This window comes from Streptomyces synnematoformans (assembly GCF_039531005.1).
GTDB classification, from domain to species: Bacteria; Actinomycetota; Actinomycetes; order Streptomycetales; family Streptomycetaceae; genus Streptomyces; species Streptomyces synnematoformans.
Genome location: NZ_BAAAPF010000050.1, coordinates 1 through 19,584 on the forward strand (window position 1 = coordinate 1; position 19,584 = coordinate 19,584).

Consider the following 19,584-nt stretch of genomic DNA (forward strand, 5'->3'; position numbering starts at 1 on the left):
CTCGGCTGGGACCGGCGGATGGCTGCCGGCAGCGCCGACGCGCTGGCGTACGCGCGGCTGCGCTGCGCGGTCGTACGCGCCCTGGCCGCCCACCCCGCGCTGGCGCCGCTGGCCGCACCGCCGCCGTATCCCGAGCTGCTGCTGCCCTGGCTCGACCTGCGCACCCGGATCGCGTACGCGCTGGGCACCCTGCTCACCACCGACCGGCTCCCGGAGATCGACCGGCCCGCGCTGGTGCGGGCCGCCGCCGAGGAGACGGCCGCGCAGCTGGCCGCGGCCGCGCCGGGCGAGCCCGCGACCTGGGGCGAGGCGCACCGGCTGGCGCCCTGGCAGGCGCTGCCCGGCGCCGCGAACGGCGGGGACGGCGCAGGCGAGCCGTGGCCGGGCCTGGCCGGCGACCAGGACTGCGTGCTGGCCACCGCCGCCGTCCCCGGCGTGACCGACCACTGCGCCCGCGGGCCCGCCGCCCGCTACGTCTGGGACGTCGCCCGCCGCGAGGAGAGCCGCTGGGTGGTCCCGTTCGGCGCCAGCGGCGTCCCCGGCTCCCCGCACCACCGCGACCAGCTCGGACCGTGGCTGCGCGGCGAGCTGGTGCCCGTGCTCACCGACTGGCAGGCCCTGAAGGAGTCCCATGGCGACCGCTGACCCCGCCCCCCGCGACCGGGCCCCGCGCCACGAGCAGCGGGCCGGCGGCTTCGGCGCCGTCCGCGTCGTGCCCGTCGTCCCGGACGCGGACGCCGGCCTGCTGCACGGCTGGGTCACCGCCGGGCGGGCCCGCTTCTGGGGCATGGCCGGGCTGACGCGCGACCAGGTGCGCGACGTCTACGCGCACCTGGACACGCTCGGCACCCACCACGCCTACCTGATGGTGCTGGACGGCGAGCCGGCCGCGCTGCTGCAGACGTACGACCCGGCCGCCGACCGGGTCTCGGAGTGCTACGCCGTCGAGCCCGGCGACGTCGGTGTCCACCTGCTGGTCGGCCCGGCGGCCGGTGCCGTGCGGCCCGGCTTCACGGCCGCGCTGCTGGAGGTCGTCATCGGCTTCGTCGCGGCGGGCGGGGCGCGCCGCCTGGTGGTCGAGCCGGACGCGGACAACGGGCCGGCGATCGCCCGGATGAACCGCGAGGGCTTCATCCTGGGGCCGGAGGTCACGCTGCCGGAGGTCGACCTGCCGGAGGTGTACCTGCCGCCGAAACGCGCCCGGCTGGCCTTCCGCCCGGTGCGACCCGCGCCGGGCGGCGGCGGTCGCGTTGCGTGACCGGGCGGCCGCCGCACGCGTCGGTCTGCCGGGTTTTCCCGGGGGACGTGCACCTGTGCTTGCGGATGAAAGTGCATCTGTACTTGCATCGAGAGGTCTACATCACTCACCATTGGACGACCAGCGCGTTCCACAACGGGCCATCATGATCGGGGTAGCGGAATGGCGGCAGCCTCCGGGGAGCGAGCCGTGGCTTCGGCGTTCGCCGCCCGCGCCCTCGACGCGCATCCCCGGTCGATAGCCGAAGCCCGCCGTACGGTACGCGCCACGCTCCGTGACTGGGACCTCGCCGAGCTGTCCGACAGCGTCGAGTGCGTCGTCTCCGAGCTGGTGACCAACGCCGTACGCCACGGCGTGCCCGGCGCATCTCCCCTGCCCGTCCCCGAGCCGCAGCCGGTGACGCTCACCCTCGTACGCCGCGGCGGCGAGGTGGTCTGCGCGGTCTTCGACCCGGGCGAGGGCGTGCCGGCGCCGTGCGAGGCCGACGACATCGCGGAGTCGGGGCGCGGCCTGCAGATAGTGGCGACGCTCAGCGACGCGTGGGGCTGGAGTGCCCCGGGACCGGTCGGCAAGGCCGTGTGGTCCCGGTTCACCGCGCCCGCCGGGACCGGCGGCCCGGCGGACGTGGACACGGGCGGGGACGGCGACCGGGACTGCGAGTGGCAGTCCTTCGCCCGCTGCCTGGCGCTGCTCGAGTCGCTTGTGCCCGGGCGCCGCGCCGTCCCCGCCCCGGCGGTCGCCTGACCCCTCCGGCGGGCCGGGGCCCGGGTGCCGCGGAACCTCCCGGCGGGTCCGCGCGTTCCCCCGCAGTGGCGCGTACCGGGAGGGTCGAGGAGGCGGCGATGGCGGAACTGCGGCTGGGGCCGCTGCTGCGGTACGCCGACGGCACCCGCGCCACGGTCTGGGTCGAGACCTCTGCCCCGTGCGAGGCGGAGGTCCGCTGCGCGGACGGCGCCGGCGGCAGCGCCGGCACCTGGCGGATCGGCGGCCACCACTACGCGCTGGTCCCGGTCTCCGGCCTGGCCCCGGGCACCGCCACCGCCTACCGCGTGCTCCTCGACGGCCACCAGGTCTGGCCGCTGCCCGGCGCCCCCGCCAGCACCATCCGCACCCCCGGCCCCGGCGCCGAACTGCGGGTGGCCTTCGGCTCCTGCCGCTGGGCCGCGAAGCCCGGCGGCGGCCACGACCCCGTCGGGCCCGACGCCCTCGACACGCTCTCCCGCCGGCTCGACGACGACCCCGCGGCCGCGCGCCCCGACATCCTGGTCCTCCTCGGCGACCAGGTGTACGCGGACGAGACCTCCGCCGCGATGCGCCGCCGGCTCGCCGCCCGCCGCGACCCCGGCGTGCCCCCGGGCGACCAGATCGCGGACTACGAGGAGTACACGTACCTGTACGAGGAGTCCTGGCTCGACCCCGAGGTGCGCCGGCTGCTGGCCTCCGTGCCCAGCTGCATGATCTTCGACGACCACGACGTGATCGACGACTGGAACACCTCCGCCGCCTGGCTGGCGTCGATCCGCGCCGAGCCCTGGTGGCGCGAGCGGATCCTCGGCGGGCTGATGTCGTACTGGGTCTACCAGCACCTCGGCAACCTCTCCCCCGACGAGCTGGCGGCCGACCCGCTCTACGCGGCCGTCCGGGAGGCCGGCGACGGCACGGAGCTGCTGCGCGAGTTCGCCGAGCGCGCCGACGCCGACCCGGCCGCCGTCCGCTGGAGCTACCGCCGCGACCTCGGGCGCACCCGGCTGCTGATGGTCGACTCGCGCGCCGCGCGGGTACTGGAGGAGAAGAGCCGCGCGCTGGTCGACCCCGACGAGATGGAGTGGGTGCGCCGGCAGGCGCTGGACGGCCCCGGCGCGTACGACCACCTCCTGATCGGCACGTCGCTGCCGTGGCTGCTGCCGCCCGCGGTGCACTCCGCCGAGGGGTGGAACGCCGCGCTGTGCGCCGGCGAGCGGGGCGGCCGCTGGGCGCGGCTGGGCGAGCAGCTGCGCCAGCGCGCGGACCTGGAGCACTGGGCGGCGTTCCCGCGGTCGTTCGCCGAGCTGACGGACCTCGTCGCCGAGGTCGGCCGCGCCGAGGGGGCGCCGGCCTCGGTGCTCGTGCTCTCCGGCGACGTGCACCACGCCTACGTCGCCGAGCCGCGGTGGCCGCGGCCGGCGCCGGGCACCGGGCCGGAGCCGGCGCGGCCGGTGGTCGCCCAGCTGACCTGCTCGCCGATGCACAACAGCGTCCCCGCCCCGCTCAAGGCGGGCTTCCGCTTCGGCTGGAGCCGCGCCGGGCGGCTCGTCGGCCGCGTCCTCGCCCGGCACGGCCGGCTCCCCGCCCCGCCGATCGGCTGGCACAAGACCGGCGGGCCGTGGTTCGGCAACCAGGTGATGACCCTGACCCTCGGCGGCCGGGACAACGCCCGGCTGCGCCTGGAGCAGGCCCGCCGCGACGCCGACGGCGGCGCGCGGCTGGTCCGGGCGGACGAGCGGGAACTGCTGTAACTCCCGCCGCGGGCGCGGCGACCGGGCCCGTCCGGCACGTTCCCGTCCCGACCCGCGCACCGGGCTGTGCAAGGCGTTCCCAGGCCGGATGAACTTCGCTATCTTTCGGGGCCCGTAATCCAACTCTGCACGTCTACCGCATTCTTGTCATCGAAATACGGACAAAACACCATGTCACGTGCGATATCCCTGGACGGCGTCACCAAGATCTACGAGCGCGGCATCCGGGCGGTGGACCACTTCTCGCTCGACATCGAGCCAGGCGAGTTCGTGGTCCTGCTCGGCCCCTCCGGATGCGGCAAGTCCACCGTGCTACGGATGATCGCCGGACTGGAGACGGTCACCGAGGGGCAGTTGCTGCTCGACGGCGAGGACGCCGCCGACCTGGCGCCCGGGCAGCGCGGCATGGCCATGGTGTTCCAGAACTTCGCCCTCTACCCGCGGATGAGCAACCGCGACAACATCGGCTTCCCGCTGAAGCTGGAGGCCCGCGGCGACGTCGGCCCGCGCGTGGACGCCACCGCCCGGCTGCTGGGGATCGAGGACCTGCTCGACCGCTACCCCGCGCAGCTCTCCGGCGGCGAGCGGCAGCGCGTCGCGATCGGCCGGGCGATCTCCAGGGAGCCCACCGCGTTCCTGATGGACGAGCCGCTGTCCAACATCGACGCCAAGCTGCGCAACCACCTGCGCGCCGAAGTCGCCCGGCTCAACCGGGAGCTGGCGGTCACCACGGTCTACGTCACCCACGACCAGGCCGAGGCGATGTCGCTCGGCGACCGCGTCGCCGTGATGCGCGACGGCGTGCTGCAGCAGGTGAGCTCGCCGCGCGAGGCGTACGCGCGGCCCAGGAACGTCTTCGTCGCCGCGTTCATCGGCACCCCGCGGATCAACCTCCTCGAAGCCGTCGTGCACGCCCCGCTGCCCGGCCGGATGACCATCGAGCTGGGCCGGCAGCGCCTGGTGCTCCCCGACTCCCTCTCCCCCGACCACCAGATGCTGCGCATCCAGCAGGGCCGGCCGGTGATCGTCGGGCTGCGCTCCGAGGCCGTGCGCATCGCCCGGCCGTCGCTCGCGCGCGCGGGCGAGTGCGCGATGAGCGGCATCGTGGAGCACGTGGAGTACCTGGGCCACGAGGCGCTGCTGCACCTGAACACCGGCTCCCGCGCGGCCGTCGTACCGGCGCTGGAAGGGCCCCGGACGGACGCCGCGCCCGGCCACCGCAAGAGCAAGGAGGGCACGGTCCTCGGGCGGCTGCGCGACAGGGCGATGGCCCACCTGCAGGGCTTCGGCCAGAGCGAGCAGGGCGAGAGGAACGGGCGGGCGCCCGTGGGGGTGCTGGAGTCGCCCCCGATGCCGGCCGCCCCGCCGCAGAGCGCCGAGCGCGCCGCGATCGCCGGCGGCGACCTCGTCGTCCGGACCGGCCCCGACGTCCAGGTCCGGCCCGGCACCCAGGTGCCGCTGCTGATCGACCTGGAGCATCTGTTCGTCTTCGACCAGCAGGGCCGCCGCGTGTGTCCCGCGCCCGCGCACCAGCCGCGGCTCGACGAGTGACGCCGCCACTCGGGTGAGCCCGGGCCAAATCACCCAATTGCCCCTTTTATTCGGTAGATCACACTGCCAGGCTGGCACCCAACCTCTGACGGCTCCGTCGCCCCTGGAGATTTCCGTGATTCTGTCGATCTCAGGCGTTGTCCTCCTGGGAGTCATCGTCTTCCTGTTCTTCCGCAAGGACGGACTGAAGCCGTCCCATGCCATCGTCTGCGCCCTCTTCGGGTTCTACTTGGCGGGCACCGCGATCGCCCCCAGCATCAAGGCCGGCGGTCAGAGCCTGGCGAGCCTGCTGGGCGGCATCAAGATCTAGGGTCCGGGCGCACCGGCGTCCCGCACCCAGGACACGGAGACCCGACGTATGCGACGACGACCGTTCGCCCGGCTCACCGGCGCCGGCCGCGGGCCGGCCGGGACGGCGGCGGGCGGCGCCGCGGACGTGCTGCGGCCGGTGGCCGTGCTCGCCCGCGGCACCGCCCGGCTGGCCGTCGACGCCCGGCGGCGCTGGAGTGCGACCCCGCCGGAGCGGCGAGGGCCGACGGCGTTCCTCGCCGGTGCCCTGCTGCTGACGGTGTACCTGCTGCCGTACGGGCCGCTGGCCGCCGGCGCCGCGCTGCTGGCGGCGGCGATGTGGGCCGGCCGCGGCCGGCCGGCGCAGGAACCGGAGGAGGACGAGGACGCGGCGGCGCGGCGGGAGGAGCGGCTCGCGGCGCTGTACGAGGCGCTGGTGCCGTACTTCTCCTCCCCCGACGACCCGCATCCGCTCTACGCCCACGAGGGCGACGTCGAGCAGGCCTTCGGCGACGCGGAGTTCGACGGCGACGGCCGGCTGACCGCGCTGCGGCTGCGCTACCCGCCGTACTTCCGCGACGGCGAGCCGGAGGCCCGGGCACGCATCGAACAGCTGCTGTACGCCAAGTGCGGGCGCGGCCGCGAGTACCTCTTCACGTGGCACGAGGACGACAACCGCCTCGACCTCGCCGTCCTCGACCCGCTGCCCACCGACATCGGGGCGCAGCCCTACGTCACCGCGCAGGGCGAGTCGGTGCTCGGCTTCACCGACGCGGCGGGCGTACGGCGGACGCTCCCGGTGCACGCCGGGAGCGGCGACCGGGACGAGCCGCCGGTGCTGTGGCGCACCGGCCCGCGCTCCGCCGAGCCGCACCTGCTCGCCCTCGGCCAGCCCGGCACGGGCACGACGACGCTGCTGCGGTCGCTGGCGCTGCAGGCGCTGCCGCACGGCGAGGTGCTGGTGGTCGACGGCGGCTCGGCCGGCGAGTACGGCTTCCTGGCGGGGCGGCCCGGGGTGCTGGCGGTGGAGTCCACGGTGGGCGGCGCGCTGGCGCTGCTGCGCTGGGCGGCGGAGGAGACGGAGCGCCGGCTGCTGCGCCCGGCACCCGGGGCGGGCGGCGGCAGCGGGGTGGGCGGCGGCGCGGCGGACGGCGGGCGGGCGGCGCCGCGGCCGCTGTGGGTCGTCGTGGACCGGCCGGCGGCGCTGACCCACCTCGCCGCCGCGGGCCGCCGCGAGGAAGGCCAGCGGCTGCTGGAGGTGCCGCTGCGGCACGGCCGGGCGGCGAACATCACGGTGGTGGTGGCGGACCAGTTCGACTGCGCGGCGTTCCTCGGCGCCGCCGTACGCGAGCACACCCGCGCCCGCGTCGTGCTGGGCCCTGCCTCGGCGGGGCAGGTCGAGTCCGTACTCGGCGCCCCGCCGCACACCACCCCGGTGTACGACGTCCCGCCGGGGCGCGGCTACGTCCGGCTCGGCGAGGGCCCGGTGCACCGGCTGCAGGTGCCCGCGACGCCGGACCCGCACCACCGCGAGACGCCGGAGGCGCTGCGGCGGGCGGTGCTGGACCTGCTGCCGCAGCCGCTGGCCGCGGGCGCCACGGAGGCGGCCGCCGCCGACGTGGACCGCGTCGGGCGATGAACGCCCCCGCCGGCTCCGCCGCCGCGGGCCCGCCGCCCTCGGCCACCGCACGGGCCGCCGCGGCCAGCCGGCCGACCGCCTCCTCGGCGACCGCTCCGGTGACGGTGAACGGCAGCCGCACGTACCCCTCGAAGGCTCCGCCGACACCGAACCGCGGGCCGGAGGGGATCCGTACGCCCACGCGCTCGCCCGCCTCGGCGATGCGGGAGCCGGACAGCCCGCCCGCGCGCACCCACAGCGTCAGCCCGCCGTGCGGCACCGCGTACTCCCAGCCGGGCAGGTGCCGCCTGAGGGCGGAGACGATCGCGTCCCGGTTGGCGCGGGCCTGGGAGCGGCGCAGGCCGGTGGCCGCGGCCCAGCCGCCGCCCTCCAGCAGCCAGGTGGTGGCCAGCTGCTCCACCACCGGCGAGCCGAGGTCGGCGTAGGCGCGGGCGGAGACCAGGCTGCGGATCACCTCCGGGGCGGCGCGCACCCAGCCGATGCGCAGCCCCGCCCAGAACGCCTTGCTGGCCGAGCCGACGGTGACGACGGTGGAGCCCGCCGGGTCGTACGAGGCGACGGGGCGGGGCGCCTCGCCGGTGTCGTCGAGGCGGAGTTCGGCCATCGTCTCGTCGGCGACGACCACGGTGCCGGCGCGCCGGGCGGCGGCCACGAGCGCGCGGCGCTGGTCGTCGCCGGCGAGGGCGCCGGTGGGGTTGTGGTAGTCGGCGATGACGTACGCCAGCCGCGGGGCGGCGTCGCGCAGCGTCTGCCGCCAGGTCTCGACGTCCCAGCCGCTCAGCCCCTCGCCCATCGCCACGGGTACGAGCCGGGCGCCGTCCTCGCGCATGAGCTGCAGGATGTTGGCGTAGCTCGGCGAGTCCACGGCGATGCGCTCGCCGCGGCCGGCGAACAGCCGGCAGATGGCGGTCATCGCGCCCATCGCGCCGGTCGTGATCATGATCTGCTCGGGCATGGTCGGCACCCCGCGGGCGGTGTACCGCTCGGCGATGGCCGCACGCAGGCCGGGCAGCCCGGCCGGGTAGTCGCCGTGGGTGTGGGCGTAGAGCGGGAGCTGCTCCAGCGCGCCGTGCATGGCGCGGGTGAGCCACGGCTCGGGGGCGGGCAGCGCGGCGCAGCCGAGGTCGATCATCGAGCCGGTGGCGTCCGGCGGCAGCGGTTCGAGACCGCGGGTGGGCAGCGGGTGCCCGGTCGGCACGGAGGTCCAGCTGCCGGCGCCGCGGCGCGATTCCAGGAAGCCGGCCGCGCGCAGGTGCTCGTACGCCGCGGCGATGGTGGTGCGACTGACGCCGAGGGCGGCGGCCAGCTCGCGTTCGGCGGGCAGCCGGGTGGCCACCGCGACGCGGCCTTCGAGCACGAGCAGGCGCACGCCGTCGGCGAGCGAGCGGTACGCGGGCACGCGGCGGTCGGCCCGGCCCGCGGCCACGGCGCCCGCGCTCTCCTGCGACCGCAGCAGCCGCGCCAGCTGAACCGCACCGACAGCCGATGTCCATTCCGCCATAGTGACCAGTCCACCTCTCCCCGATTGGCCATATCTCCTGCATATCCCCAGTCCACATAGTGGCACGCAGCCATCCAACAGGACCAGAGGGGAGCCAGTCTTGTCGCGCTCGGAGGGATCTCGTACGGCCCGCAGACTCACGCACCTGTACGTCGGCCTGGTGCTGTACGGGCTCAGCTGCGCGCTGATGGTGCGCGCCGGCGTCGGGCTCGACCCGTGGGACACCTTCCACCAGGGGCTCGGCAAGCAGACCGGGTGGTCGATGGGGGTGGCGACGATCGTGGTCGGCGCCGCGGTGCTGCTGCTGTGGATCCCGATCCGGCAGCGGCCGGGGCTCGGCACGGTCTCCAACGTGGTGGTGATCGGGCTCGCCATGGACGCCTCGCTGGCGGTGCTGCCGGACGTGCACGGCCTGGCCCTGCAGATCCCGCAGATGCTCGCCGGGGTCGCCCTCAACGGCGTGGCCACCGGCCTGTACCTGTCCGCCCGTTACGGCCCGGGCCCCCGCGACGGCCTGATGACCGGGCTGCACCGGCGCACCGGGCTGTCCGTCCGGCTGGTACGCACCCTGATCGAGATCTCCGTACTGGCCTCCGGCTGGGCGCTGGGCGGCGCGGTCGGCGCCGGCACGGTCGTCTACGCCCTGGCGATCGGCCCGCTGGCCCAGTACTTCATGCGCGTCTTCGCCGTTCCGCAGCCGGCGCCGGCGGGGCCGGAGCCCGTTTCCGGGGCGGAGTGTGACGCGACACCCGCGAGGTGAATTATGTGCGGCCTGCCGCGGGGCGGTAGTGTACGCCTCCGGCTCGGCAGGCGGACCGTTACAGCATGCAGTGAGATGAAATCAGCCGGTGACATCTCCGTCACACGTGACAAAGCGGACGCCTGTGGGTAGAAGCAATGGGGCGGCACGACGGGCGACGCATGTCCCGGAACGGGAATCTTCATCGCCGACCGGACGTTGACCGGATGACGACGACAGCGACACCTGTCCTGTGGGCGACAAGCCCGGGAGGCAACGATTCATGAGTGAGCGAGCTCTTCGCGGCACGCGGCTCGTGGTGACCAGCTACGAGACGGACCGCGGCATCGACCTGGCCCCGCGCCAGGCGGTGGAGTACGCATGCCAGAACGGCCATCGGTTCGAGATGCCGTTCTCGGTCGAGGCGGAGATCCCGCCGGAGTGGGAGTGCAAGACGTGCGGCGCGCAGGCGCTGCTCGTCGACGGCGAGGGACCGGAGGAGAAGAAGGTCAAGCCCGCCCGCACGCACTGGGACATGCTCATGGAGCGGCGCACCCGCGACGAGCTCGAAGAGGTCCTGGCCGAGCGGCTCGCGGTGCTGCGCTCCGGCGCGATGAACATCGCCGTGCATCCGCGCGACAGCCGCAAGTCGGCCTGAGACGCGGCACCGCTTCCGGACGAACGGCATCCGCAAGGGCCCGTACCGCACCCGCCCGTGGTGTGGAACGGGCCCTTGCGGATGCCCGCGCACGGGTGCCCGTCAGACGGGTCCGCGGCGGCCTCCGGGCCCGCCCGCGGCGGTGACGGCCGCACCCGCGGTGGCCGACGCCGACCGGCCGCCCGGCGGCGGCCGCGGGCTCAGCCGCCCTGCCGCCGGTCCTCGCCGTCGTCCTCCTCGCGTATCACCTCGCCCTGGACCACCTTGCCGTCCGGCCGGCGGATACGCGCCTGCGTGTACACGTGCCCCAGGTCCCGCCCGGCCGCCGACCGCTCGATCATCCGGGTCGCGCGCCGGCGCACCAGGGCCCGTACCGGCGGCAGCAGCAGGAGCAGCCCCGCGGCGTCCGTGACCAGGCCGGGCACCATCAGCAGCAGCCCGGCGAGCATCGTCAGCCCGTTGCCCGAGCCGCGCCCGCGGCCGTCCTCCGGCGGTGCGGCTCCGCTCTGCTGCTGCTGGAGCTGCTCGGCGAGCGACCGCCAGGCCCGCCGGCCGGCCCGCTTGATCACGACCGCGCCGAGGACCAGACCGCCGGCCAGGACCGCGAAGACGCCCAGGACGCCGGTCTCCGAGGCGAGCATGATCAGCAGCCACAGCTCCAGCAGCGCCCAGGCGGCGACCCCCAGCGGGGCCAGGGTGCGCCCCGGGCGGCGCCGGCGCGCGGGGCGGCCGGAGCCGCCCGTAGCGCCGGGCCCCGCGCCCCCGCCGTCGCGCACTGCCGGGTCCTCGTACGGCTGCGGAATGCGATCGCTCATGACTCAAGTGTGCCTGCGGCCGAGAATCCGTCCCATCCGGGACCGTACGCCCCACGCCGGCACCCGCCAGGCCGCCTCGGCGAAGATGTCCTTGCTCATCTTGGAGTCGCCGCGCTCCCGCTCGACGAAGGTGATCGGCACCTCGACGACGTGGTAGCCGGCCTCGACCACCCGCCGGGCCAGGTCCACCTGGAAGCAGTAGCCCTGCGAGGCGATGTTCCCCAGCCCGATGCCCTCCAGCGTCTCCCGGCGGAACGCGCGGTACCCGCCGGTGACGTCGCGGAGGTGCAGGCCGAGCCAGATCCGCGAGTACGCGCTGCCGCCCCGGGAGATGAACTCGCGCGACCTGGGCCAGTTGACCACCCGGCCGCCGGGCACCCACCGGGAGCCGAGCACCAGGTCGGCGCCCTTCAGCGCGGTGAGCAGCCGGGGCAGCTCCTCGGGCCGGTGCGAGCCGTCGGCGTCCATCTCGACCAGCACGCCGTAGCCCTGCTCCAGGCCCCAGCCGAAGCCGGCCAGGTAGGCGGCGCCGAGGCCCTCCTTGCCCGCCCGGTGCAGCACGTGCACGTGCCCGTCCCCGGCGCTCAGCTCGTCGGCGAGCTTCCCGGTGCCGTCCGGGCTGTTGTCGTCGACGACCAGGACGTCGGCGGCCGGCACCGCGGTCCGCACCCTGGAGACGATCGACTCGAGGTTCAGGGCCTCGTTGTACGTCGGGATGATCACCAGGATCCCGCCCAGCGGGCCGTAGCGCCCCTGAACCCCGTCTGTCACTGCCGTCCCTTCCGCAATTCCCGCTTGGCCCGCCCCCGCGCGCCCACGCGCGCGGAACAGCAGGACGCCCACCATAGCCAGAGCCCTGCGCGGCCCGGCACGGAGGCGGTCCGCAACGGTACCCCGGGACGGCGCGAACGGTACCCCGGGCGGTGCCCGGAGCAGCCGCGCGGGAGTGCGGACGCGGCGGGGGCGGCGGCGGGAGGGCGGGCGCGGCCGCGGCCGCTGCGGGTCGGGCCCGGAGCCCTTCGGTCCGACCTGGGACCCGCTGGCTGCGGATCGACCGAGGGCCGTTGTCTACTGAGCGTCCGGGCCCCACCCGGGGTCACACCAGCCCGACGGATGGCATCCTCCCTCGCCCCCGTGCCGGAGCCCTGGACCTGGCTGCCTGCGATGGTGCGCCGGTGCGGCACACCATCCGTGGCCCAGAGCGTTCCACGACTGCGCGGAGGTGATCCGGCCGGGCATCCTGTGGTGGACTCGGCCGAAACTACCCGCCGTTGCCCGCGTCGTGTCAACAGCCGTGTCACCTGTGGCGTTTTGCCGAAGCGGCTGGTCAGTCCCGAAATCAGGCCGCGGTCCCGCGTCCCGGACGGCCTTCGTTCGGCCTATCGAAGATCGTTAACTCACCCGATCGGCCCCCCGTGGACGGTGTTTCCGGCCACGACGGTACGCAGGCACACGGGCAGGTCGGCCCCGGGCGTCAGGTCAGGCAGGCCCGGGGTGCCGGAGCGCGGGTCGGTCGACCAGTTCGCGATCCGGTCGTCGGGCACCTGTACGACGAGGTCCCCGGCCGCCCAGACGGCGTAGTCCGCGGGCGCGCCGGGCACGAGCACGCCGGCGTCGTCGCGGCCGACGGCCCGCCAGCCGCCGCGGGTGTGGGCGGTGAACGCCGCGCGGGCGGAGACGCGGTGCTCCGGCGTGCGGTGGAAGGCGGCGGCCCGGACGGTGCCCCAGGGGTCGAGCGGGGTCACGGGCGCGTCGGAGCCGAGGGCCAGCGGCACGCCGGCGCGCAGGAGCGCCGCGTACGGGCTGAGGGTCCGGGCCCGCTCCGCGCCCAGCCGCCGCGCGTACATGCCCTCCTCGCCGCCCCAGGCGGCGTCGAACGCCGGCTGCACGGACGCGGTGAGGGCCAGCTCCGCGAAGCCGGCGACGGTCTCGGGGGTGAGCATCTCCGCGTGCTCCACGCGGTGCCGCAGGGCCCGTACGCGGTCCAGGCCGACCCGCTCGGCCGCGGCCCGCACGCCGGCCACCACGGCGGCCACCGCGGCGTCCCCGATGGCGTGGAAGCCCGCCTGCAGCCCCGCCTCGGTGCACGCGGCAACGTGGGCGGCGACCGCGTCGGCGTCGAGGTAGCCGTTGCCGCGGTGCCCGGGGCGGTCCGCGTACGGCCGCGTGAGGTGGGCGGTGCGCGAGCCGAGGGAGCCGTCGGCGCACAGGTCGCCGGCCGCGCCGAAGGCGCCGAGGTCCCGGATGCGCCGGGCGTCCACCGGGTCCGTGACGGCCTCGCCCCAGTAGCCGGTGACGCGCGGCCCCGGCCGCTCGGCGGCCAGCGCCAGCAGCGCGGCGAAGTCCTCCGCGCCGCTGACGTCGGGCCCCGCGCACTCGTGGACGGAGCCGATGCCGACCGCCGCGGCGCGGTCGAGGGCGGCGCCCTGCGCGGCGGCGCGCTGGGCGGGCGACATTGCGGCGTAGGCGGCGCGGCGCGCGGCGTGGTGGGCGTCGCTGGTCAGCGGTTCGCCGGCGGCGAAGCCGTCGCGGCCGGCGATGCCGGGCACCAGGTCGAGCAGGGCGGTGCTGACCGCGGCGGAGTGCACGTCGACGCGGGTGAGGTAGAGCGGCCGGCCGCCGGCGGCCTCGTCCAGCTCGGCGCGGGTCGGCGGGCGGCCCTCGGGCCAGGCGGTCTCGTCGTACCCCTGGCCGATCAGCACGCGGTCCGCCGGGCGGGCGGCGGCGTGCGCCCGGATGCGCGCCAGGGCGTCGGCCAGCCCGGTGGCGCCGGACAGGTCCAGGCCGGTCAGCGCCAGCCCGGTGGCGGTCAGATGCACGTGCGCGTCGGTGAACGCGGGCGTGACCAGGGCGCCTTCGAGGTGGACCACGTCGTCGACGCCGCCGGCGTCCGCGAAGCCGTCGGCCGCGCCCTCGGAGCCGACCCAGGCCACGCGGTCGCCCTCGACGACCATGGCGGTGGCGAACGGGTCGGCGGGGCTGTGGACGGTGCCGCCGCGCAGCAGCACGGTGCGGCGGGCGGAACCCCCCGCCTCCCGCGCGGAGTTCGCGGGCCGGCCGGCGTCGTGGGAGGTGCGCGCGTCGGGGGTCTGGGCGGTCACGGCAGCGGTGCCTCGGATTCGGATCGGGTGCGCCGCGCCGTCAGATGCGCGGCGGCCTGGCTTCGTACGGCGTGGAGAGCACGACCGTGGTGCGGGTGGAGACGCCGGCCAGGGAACGGATCCGGGCCAGCAGGTCCTCCAGCTCCGCCGGGGCGGCGACGCGCACCTTGAGGATGTAGTTCTCCTCCCCCGCCACGCTGTGGCACGCCTCGATCTCGTGGACCTCGGCGAGCCGGTCCGCGATGTCGTCGGGGGCGCTGGGGTCGAACGGCTTGACCGAGATGAACGCGGTCATGGGCAGGCCGATGGCCTCCGGGTCGACGATGGCGCCGTAGCCGCGGATCACGCCGCGCTGCTCCAGCCGCCGCACCCGCTGGTGCACGGCCGAGGTGGACAGGCCGGTGGCCTTGCCCAGGTCCGTATAGCTCATGCGCCCGTCCCTGACGAGCAGCTCCACGATGTGCCTGTCCAACTCCTCCACAACGCATCAACCTACTGCGTTTGCGGCGGTCAGGTACATCCGGGGCCGCCGGGACGGGCGGGAGGCCCCCCGGGGGCGCGCGGGGCGCGCGCCGGCAGCGTGTGACGAAGGCCACATCCCGTCCGGGAGCGAGGGGGACTCCGCGGACGATTATTCGGATGACAGCGAGGGAAATCCTTGCTGTGGTCGTGACCACCACGTGACCATCCAGGTGGCCCAACCTGAGGGGGAGCAGCATGCGCCGTTCCGAGCATGTCGAGCTCGTCGATCCTGATGCGGTCGACGACGAGGAGGGCGGCGGTTACGCCGAGACCTCCCTGATCTTCCGGGTGCTCTGCCCGGACTGCGTCCAGCCCATCGCCCTGCTGGAGGGCGAGGACGTCCTGCCCGAGCACGCCCGCGTCACGCCGGCGAACCCGTTCGGGCTGACCGTGTGCACCGGCTCCGGCAGCCCGCTGTCGGCCGCCGTGCCGCAGGACGCGCGACTCAACGCGCGCGCGGAGGACCCCGCGGCGCTGCTCACGCTGCCCGAGGGCCTGGACTGGCGCCGTCAGCCCTTCTCGCACGTGGGCGGCCCCGGCAACGAGCCGGTCCGGCGCCGGCTGCCCGGGATGCGCCGGCGCAAGTAGCGCGCGCCCGGCGCCGTACGGGCCCGGCCGCTAGCCCCGGTCCGCCTCGGCGCCCAGGAGGTGCCGCGCGACGACCATGCGCTGGATCTGGTTGGTGCCCTCCACGATCTGCAGCACCTTCGCCTCGCGCATGTAGCGCTCCGCGGGGAAGTCGGCCGTGTAGCCGTACCCGCCGAGGACCTGCACCGCGTCGGTCGTCACCCGCATCGCCGCGTCCGTGCAGAACAGCTTGGCCATCGCGGCCTCCTGGGCGAACGGCAGGCCCTCGTCGCGCCGCCGGGCGGCGGTGACGTACAGCGCGCGCCCGGCCGCGAGCTGCGTCGCCATGTCGGCCAGCATGAAACGCAGCCCCTGGAAGTCGGCGACGGGGCGGCCGAACTGCTGCCGCTCCAGGGCGTATCCGTGCGCCGTGTCCAGCGCCGCCTGCGCCACCCCGACCGCGCACGCCGCGATGCCGAGCCGGCCGGAGTCGAGGGCGTCGAGTGCGACCGCGAAGCCCTGCCCCTCCGCGCCGATGCGGCGCGTGCCGGGGATCCGCACCCCGTCGAAGTGCACCAGGCCGGTGGGCGAGCCCTTCATGCCCATCTTCTTCTCCGGCGGCGCGGCGGTGAGGCCGGGGGCGTCGCCGGGCACCAGGAAGGCCGTGATGCCGCGGGCACCGGGGCCGCCGGTGCGGGCGAGGACGGTGTAGAAGTCGGCGACGCCGGCGTGGGTGATCCACGCCTTGGTGCCCTGCAGGGTCCAGCCGTCGCCGTCCCGCTCGGCGCGGGTGGTCAGCGCGGCGGCGTCGGAGCCGGAGGCGGGTTCGGAGAGGCAGTACGCGCCGAGCAGGCCGCCGCCGAGGATGGCCGGAAGGAACTCCTTGCGCTGCTCCTCGGTGCCGTAGGCGGCGACCGCGTGGGCGGCGAGGGTGTGCACGGAGATGCCGAGGCCGACGGTCAGCCGGGCGGCGGCGAACTCCTCCAGCACCTGCAGGTAGACCTCGTACGGCTGCTCCCCGCCGCCGTACTCCGCCGGGTAGGGCAGCCCGAGCAGCCCCGACCCGGACAGGGTGGCGAACAGCTCGCGGGGGAAGCGGCCGGACTCCTCCTCCTCGGCCGCCCCGGGGGCGATCTCGCGCCGGACCAGCTCGCGGACGAGGGCCAGCAGGTCGCGCGACTCCTCGGTGGGCAGCCGGCGTTCCACGGGCTGCGGACCACGTACGGCCATGCGGTGCACTCCTCTTTGCCGGGCGCTCGTACGGCGCGGTCGACGGCGGCGCCGTACGGGATCTGCCGGCTCCGCCCGTTGTGTTGCTGCAGCCCGATGCTGCCCCGCCGGATTACGGCGAGCCGGCACGTGCGGCTGCGGTGATGGGGAGTATGCCCGATCGGCGGTACGGCGGGACAGGCAGGGGCGGGCCATCCGGCCGCCGCCGGAACGCCGGGCCGGGCCCGTCCGCGGGACGGGTGCCGGGGGGGCCGGGGGCCGCCGGCCGTCAGGGGGCGGCGGGCCCGCCGTGCGCGGTCAGGCCGGCGAGGAGGGCGTCGTAGCCCGCCTTGACGCGGGCGACGCTCATGCCCCCGGTCCGGCGCTGGTAGCCGTAGAGGTTGGCGGCGAGCGGCGCGAGCAGGGCGTCGGCGAGCCAACGCACGTCGGCCTCCGGCCGGATCCGGCCGATGAGCAGGGCGAGGTGCTGCCGGTACAGCTCGTACGAGCCCTCGGCGAAGCGGGCGTCGGCGGAGTCCATCTCGGCCACGAGCAGCAGCCCGAGCTGGTCCTCGGTGCGGTCGACCAGGGCGTGCAGGAAGGCGCGGATGCGCTCCGCGGCGCCGGCGCCGGGTCCGAGCGGCGGCGGGCCCGTGAGGAACGCGGCCTGGAACCGCACCTCGCGGTCGTCGATGACCGCGTACGCGAGTGCCGCGCGGTCGCCGAAGCGGCGGTACACCGTGCCGACGCCGACGCCCGCGGCCCTGGCCACCTCGTCCATGGACAGCGCGTCGGGGCCGCGCTCGGCGACGATCGCGGCCGCGGCGGCGAGGATCCTGCGGCGGTTCTGCGCGGCGTCCGCGCGCTCCGCCGGAGGGCCGCCGACCACGGGCAGCGCGGGGCCGGGCGGACGCCGGGCGGCGGTCGCGTCGTCGTGGGTCACCTGGGCTCCTTCCCGTGCGGAGGATACCGAAGACGGAGAACTCTCCGGTTCATGCTGACATCCGGAGAGTTCTCCGGTTACACTTCGGGGAGTGAAGCGGAGAAGTCTCCGGTTAACGAAAGGGAACGCTCATGACGCAGCTCGCGGGCCGGACGGCCCTGGTCACCGGCGGCAGCCGCGGCATCGGGGCCGCGATCGTGCGGCGGCTGGCCGAGGAGGGCGCCGACGTGGCGCTGACGTACCACCGCTCGCCCGAACGGGCGGCCGAGACCGTACGGGCCGTGGAGCAGACGGGCCGGCGGGCGCTGGCCATCCCCGCCGACGCCGCGGACCCGGACGCCGTCGTGGCCGCGGTGGACCGCGCCGCCGCCGCGCTGGGCCGGCTGGACGTCCTGGTGAACAACGCGGGCATCGCGCCGTACGGGCCGCTGGCCGAGGTGCGCCGGGCGGACGTGGACGCGGTGCTCGCCGTCCACGTGCGCGCGGTCTTCCTCGCCTCCCAGGCCGCCGCCCGGCACCTCGGCCCCGGCGGCCGGATCATCAGCATCGGCAGCAGCTTCGCCGAGCGGGTGCCGATCCCGGGCTGGACGCTCTACGCCGCCAGCAAGTCCGCGCTGACGGGCCTCACCCGCGGGCTGGCCCGCGACCTCGGCCCGCAGGGCGTCTCCGTCACCGTCGTGCACCCCGGCGACACCGACACCGAGATGAACCCCGCCGACTCCCCCGACGCCGACGCCGCCCGCGCCCTCAGCGCGCTGGGCCGCTACGGGCGCCCCGAGGACGTCGCCGCCACCGTGGCCCACCTCGCCGGGCCCGGCGGCGCGCAGATCACGGGCGCGGCGGTCGCGGTCGACGGCGGCTTCGCCGCGTAGCGGCCGACGGCCCGCACCATCGCGCACGACGAACGACGAACCCGGGAGACCCCGTGCCCTGGATATTCCTGCTGATCGCCGCCGGCCTCGAACTCGTCTGGGCGACCGCGCTGAAGCACTCCGACGGCCTCACCCGGCCCTGGCCCGCGGCCGCGGGGCTGGTGACGGCCATGGTGAGCGTGGTCGTGCTGACGATGGCGCTGCGCCACCTGCCCGTGGGCACCGCGTACGCCGTCTGGGTCGGGCTCGGCTCGCTGGGGGTCGCCGCCGTGGGCGTCCTCGCGATGGGCGAGAGCGCGTCGCCGGCCCGGCTGGCGTGCCTGGGGCTGATCCTCGCGGGCGTCGTCGGCCTGAAGTTCGTCGAGGGCTGAGCACGCGGAACCCCGCGGGAGCACGGGGAGTTGCACCGGCATGGGTGACGTCGTGCCGTATCTGGTCCTGTGCGGCTGCCTGCTCGCGGTGACGGGCCTCCTCACGTGGGTCAAGCGCGTCATACGCCGCCGCGGGACGGCCGGCTCGGCCATGCGGGGCGCGCTCGCCGCGTACGAGGAGGCGATGCGCGTGACCGCGCACGAGTCCCACCACGAGGTCCGCGTGGCGGCGGACCGCCGGGCGGAGGCCGGCGGACCCGGTGATCCGCGCTGGACGCCCGGCGTGACCGGCGGGCCGCGGCGGCGCCCGGGCAGGGGCCGGGCACGCCGCGGGTTCCGGTTCCGGCGGTAGGCCGCGGGACCTCTCCGGGCCGCCGGCGTCGAGCGCGCCTGGCGCGGGCGAAATCGACGTGCGGGCGGCGGGCGCGGTCGGTTACGTTCTCGCCGTGACCCCGTCCGTACCCGCATCCGCCGCGTCCGCCGCGGCCGGGGGCCCCGAGCCGCACTTCCGCCCCGCCGGGGCCGCCGACGCGCCGGCCGTCGCCGCACTGCACGCGGCCAGCTGGCGCCGGCACTACCGGGGCGCCCTCTCCGACGCCTACCTCGACGGCGACGTCGTCACCGACCGCGAGGCCGTCTGGGCCGGGCGCCTCGCCGACGCCGACGCCGCGAAGGGGCGGCTGACGTACGTCTGCGAGGCCGACGGCGCCCTCCTGGGCTTCGTCCACACGGTCCTCCACGAACACCCCCGCTGGGGCGCGCTGGTGGACAACCTGCACGTCGCGTACGGCAGTCAACGGCGCGGCATCGGCGCCCGGCTCATGCGGCTGGCCGCCCGCGGCGTGGCGGAGCGCACGCCGCGGGCGGGGCTGCACCTGTGGGTGCTGGAGCAGAACAGCCGGGCGCAGGCCTTCTACGCCGCACTCGGCGGCTCCCGCACGGAGCGCGCTCTCGTCCCGCCGCCCGGCGGCGACCCGGCCCGGCTCGCCGGCTCCCCGGCGTGTCTGCGGTACGTCTGGCCGGCCGGCGCCGGGCTGTTCCGCGGCTGAACCCCG

The 19,584-nt window shown here is 76.0% G+C and carries 20 protein-coding genes and 1 pseudogene; 14 read left to right on the top strand and 7 right to left on the bottom strand.

Going from position 1 to position 19,584, the window contains the following annotated elements; all coding sequences use genetic code 11:
- From ABD317_RS11315 to ABD317_RS11345, 7 genes are all read left to right on the top strand, one after another.
- Window positions 1-645, top strand: a 645-nt coding sequence (locus ABD317_RS11315; RefSeq protein ID WP_425582333.1) for a penicillin acylase family protein, incomplete at its 5' end; no start/stop codon positions are given.
- Window positions 632-1,258 (top strand): GNAT family N-acetyltransferase, encoded by a 627-nt coding sequence (locus tag ABD317_RS11320; RefSeq protein WP_344289650.1) that lies wholly within the window; start codon window positions 632-634, stop codon window positions 1,256-1,258. The genes ABD317_RS11315 and ABD317_RS11320, both read left to right, overlap by 14 nt.
- Before the next feature lie 189 nt (window positions 1,259-1,447).
- Window positions 1,448-2,002: an ATP-binding protein gene (locus ABD317_RS11325; RefSeq protein ID WP_344289651.1), complete on the top strand. Its 555-nt coding sequence runs from the start codon at window positions 1,448-1,450 to the stop codon at window positions 2,000-2,002.
- A gap of 98 nt (window positions 2,003-2,100) precedes the next feature.
- Complete coding sequence (locus tag ABD317_RS11330; protein WP_344289652.1) at window positions 2,101-3,753, top strand: alkaline phosphatase D family protein; 1,653 nt, start codon at window positions 2,101-2,103, stop codon at window positions 3,751-3,753.
- A 171-nt stretch (window positions 3,754-3,924) separates the two neighbouring features.
- Complete coding sequence (locus ABD317_RS11335) at window positions 3,925-5,304, top strand: ABC transporter ATP-binding protein (protein WP_344289653.1); 1,380 nt, start codon at window positions 3,925-3,927, stop codon at window positions 5,302-5,304.
- 115 nt (window positions 5,305-5,419) lie between these two features.
- Window positions 5,420-5,614 (top strand): hypothetical protein, encoded by a 195-nt coding sequence (locus ABD317_RS11340; protein ID WP_027751678.1) that lies wholly within the window; start codon window positions 5,420-5,422, stop codon window positions 5,612-5,614.
- Window positions 5,615-5,662: 48 nt separating this feature from the next.
- Window positions 5,663-7,231 (top strand): hypothetical protein, encoded by a 1,569-nt coding sequence (locus ABD317_RS11345; protein ID WP_344289655.1) that lies wholly within the window; start codon window positions 5,663-5,665, stop codon window positions 7,229-7,231.
- Here ABD317_RS11345 and yczR read toward each other — a convergent pair.
- Window positions 7,224-8,732, bottom strand: a pseudogene (gene yczR, locus ABD317_RS11350) (MocR-like transcription factor YczR); the annotation flags it as partial. The gene ABD317_RS11345 and the pseudogene yczR sit on opposite strands and share 8 nt — an antisense overlap.
- Window positions 8,733-8,832: 100 nt before the next feature.
- Here yczR and yczE point away from each other — a divergent pair.
- Window positions 8,833-9,492: a membrane protein YczE gene (gene yczE / locus ABD317_RS11355; protein WP_344289656.1), complete on the top strand. Its 660-nt coding sequence runs from the start codon at window positions 8,833-8,835 to the stop codon at window positions 9,490-9,492.
- Window positions 9,493-9,754: 262 nt separating this feature from the next.
- Window positions 9,755-10,129 (top strand): RNA polymerase-binding protein RbpA, encoded by a 375-nt coding sequence (locus tag ABD317_RS11360; protein ID WP_026276152.1) that lies wholly within the window; start codon window positions 9,755-9,757, stop codon window positions 10,127-10,129.
- Between the two features lie 200 nt (window positions 10,130-10,329).
- Here ABD317_RS11360 and fxsA read toward each other — a convergent pair whose 3' ends face one another.
- The 4 genes from fxsA to ABD317_RS11380 all read right to left on the bottom strand — a co-directional run bounded on the left by fxsA (window position 10,330) and on the right by ABD317_RS11380 (window position 14,526).
- Entirely contained in the window at window positions 10,330-10,944 is a 615-nt protein-coding gene (gene fxsA, locus ABD317_RS11365) for an FxsA family membrane protein (protein WP_344289657.1), read from the bottom strand.
- A 3-nt stretch (window positions 10,945-10,947) separates the two neighbouring features.
- The gene (locus ABD317_RS11370) at window positions 10,948-11,715 is read right to left on the bottom strand and encodes a glycosyltransferase (protein ID WP_027751683.1); all 768 of its coding nucleotides are present in this window, start codon (window positions 11,713-11,715) and stop codon (window positions 10,948-10,950) included.
- 626 nt (window positions 11,716-12,341) lie between these two features.
- On the bottom strand, window positions 12,342-14,045 hold the full coding sequence (locus ABD317_RS11375) for an amidohydrolase (RefSeq protein WP_344289658.1): 1,704 nt from the start codon (window positions 14,043-14,045) through the stop codon (window positions 12,342-12,344).
- A gap of 40 nt (window positions 14,046-14,085) precedes the next feature.
- Complete coding sequence (locus tag ABD317_RS11380; protein WP_344289659.1) at window positions 14,086-14,526, bottom strand: Lrp/AsnC family transcriptional regulator; 441 nt, start codon at window positions 14,524-14,526, stop codon at window positions 14,086-14,088.
- A gap of 236 nt (window positions 14,527-14,762) precedes the next feature.
- On the opposite strand from ABD317_RS11380, the gene ABD317_RS11385 reads away from it, so the two are divergent.
- Window positions 14,763-15,155, top strand: a complete 393-nt coding sequence (locus tag ABD317_RS11385) for a hypothetical protein (RefSeq protein WP_344289660.1) — start codon at window positions 14,763-14,765, stop codon at window positions 15,153-15,155.
- A 30-nt stretch (window positions 15,156-15,185) separates the two neighbouring features.
- On the opposite strand, the gene ABD317_RS11390 is transcribed toward ABD317_RS11385, so the two are convergent.
- Window positions 15,186-16,364 (bottom strand): acyl-CoA dehydrogenase family protein, encoded by a 1,179-nt coding sequence (locus tag ABD317_RS11390; RefSeq protein ID WP_344289661.1) that lies wholly within the window; start codon window positions 16,362-16,364, stop codon window positions 15,186-15,188.
- 268 nt (window positions 16,365-16,632) lie between these two features.
- Entirely contained in the window at window positions 16,633-17,286 is a 654-nt protein-coding gene (locus ABD317_RS11395) for a TetR/AcrR family transcriptional regulator (RefSeq protein WP_344289662.1), read from the bottom strand.
- 131 nt (window positions 17,287-17,417) lie between these two features.
- Between ABD317_RS11395 and ABD317_RS11400 the strand changes: the two genes are divergently transcribed.
- The 4 genes from ABD317_RS11400 (at window position 17,418) to ABD317_RS11415 (ending at window position 19,578) form a co-directional block, all read left to right on the top strand.
- Window positions 17,418-18,158: an SDR family NAD(P)-dependent oxidoreductase gene (locus tag ABD317_RS11400; protein WP_344289663.1), complete on the top strand. Its 741-nt coding sequence runs from the start codon at window positions 17,418-17,420 to the stop codon at window positions 18,156-18,158.
- Between the two features lie 53 nt (window positions 18,159-18,211).
- A complete protein-coding gene (locus ABD317_RS11405; RefSeq protein WP_027751690.1) occupies window positions 18,212-18,529 on the top strand; it encodes an SMR family transporter in 318 nt (105 codons plus the stop codon).
- 40 nt (window positions 18,530-18,569) lie between these two features.
- The gene (locus tag ABD317_RS11410) at window positions 18,570-18,881 is read left to right on the top strand and encodes a hypothetical protein (protein WP_344289664.1); all 312 of its coding nucleotides are present in this window, start codon (window positions 18,570-18,572) and stop codon (window positions 18,879-18,881) included.
- 94 nt (window positions 18,882-18,975) lie between these two features.
- Complete coding sequence (locus ABD317_RS11415) at window positions 18,976-19,578, top strand: GNAT family N-acetyltransferase (protein ID WP_344289665.1); 603 nt, start codon at window positions 18,976-18,978, stop codon at window positions 19,576-19,578.
- Window positions 19,579-19,584: the final 6 nt, after the last annotated feature.

Excerpts from the sequence above, each read along its gene's own strand:
- ABD317_RS11320 (WP_344289650.1), top strand. The coding sequence starts at position 632 with ATGGCGACCGCTGACCCCGCCCCCCGCGACCGGGCCCCGCGCCACGAG.
- ABD317_RS11330 (WP_344289652.1), top strand. The coding sequence starts at position 2,101 with ATGGCGGAACTGCGGCTGGGGCCGCTGCTGCGGTACGCCGACGGCACC.
- ABD317_RS11335 (WP_344289653.1), top strand. The coding sequence starts at position 3,925 with ATGTCACGTGCGATATCCCTGGACGGCGTCACCAAGATCTACGAGCGC.
- ABD317_RS11345 (WP_344289655.1), top strand. The coding sequence starts at position 5,663 with ATGCGACGACGACCGTTCGCCCGGCTCACCGGCGCCGGCCGCGGGCCG.
- ABD317_RS11360 (WP_026276152.1), top strand. The coding sequence starts at position 9,755 with ATGAGTGAGCGAGCTCTTCGCGGCACGCGGCTCGTGGTGACCAGCTAC.
- fxsA (WP_344289657.1), bottom strand. The coding sequence starts at position 10,944 with ATGAGCGATCGCATTCCGCAGCCGTACGAGGACCCGGCAGTGCGCGAC.
- ABD317_RS11385 (WP_344289660.1), top strand. The coding sequence starts at position 14,763 with ATGCGCCGTTCCGAGCATGTCGAGCTCGTCGATCCTGATGCGGTCGAC.
- ABD317_RS11390 (WP_344289661.1), bottom strand. The coding sequence starts at position 16,364 with ATGGCCGTACGTGGTCCGCAGCCCGTGGAACGCCGGCTGCCCACCGAG.
- ABD317_RS11400 (WP_344289663.1), top strand. The coding sequence starts at position 17,418 with ATGACGCAGCTCGCGGGCCGGACGGCCCTGGTCACCGGCGGCAGCCGC.
- ABD317_RS11410 (WP_344289664.1), top strand. The coding sequence starts at position 18,570 with ATGGGTGACGTCGTGCCGTATCTGGTCCTGTGCGGCTGCCTGCTCGCG.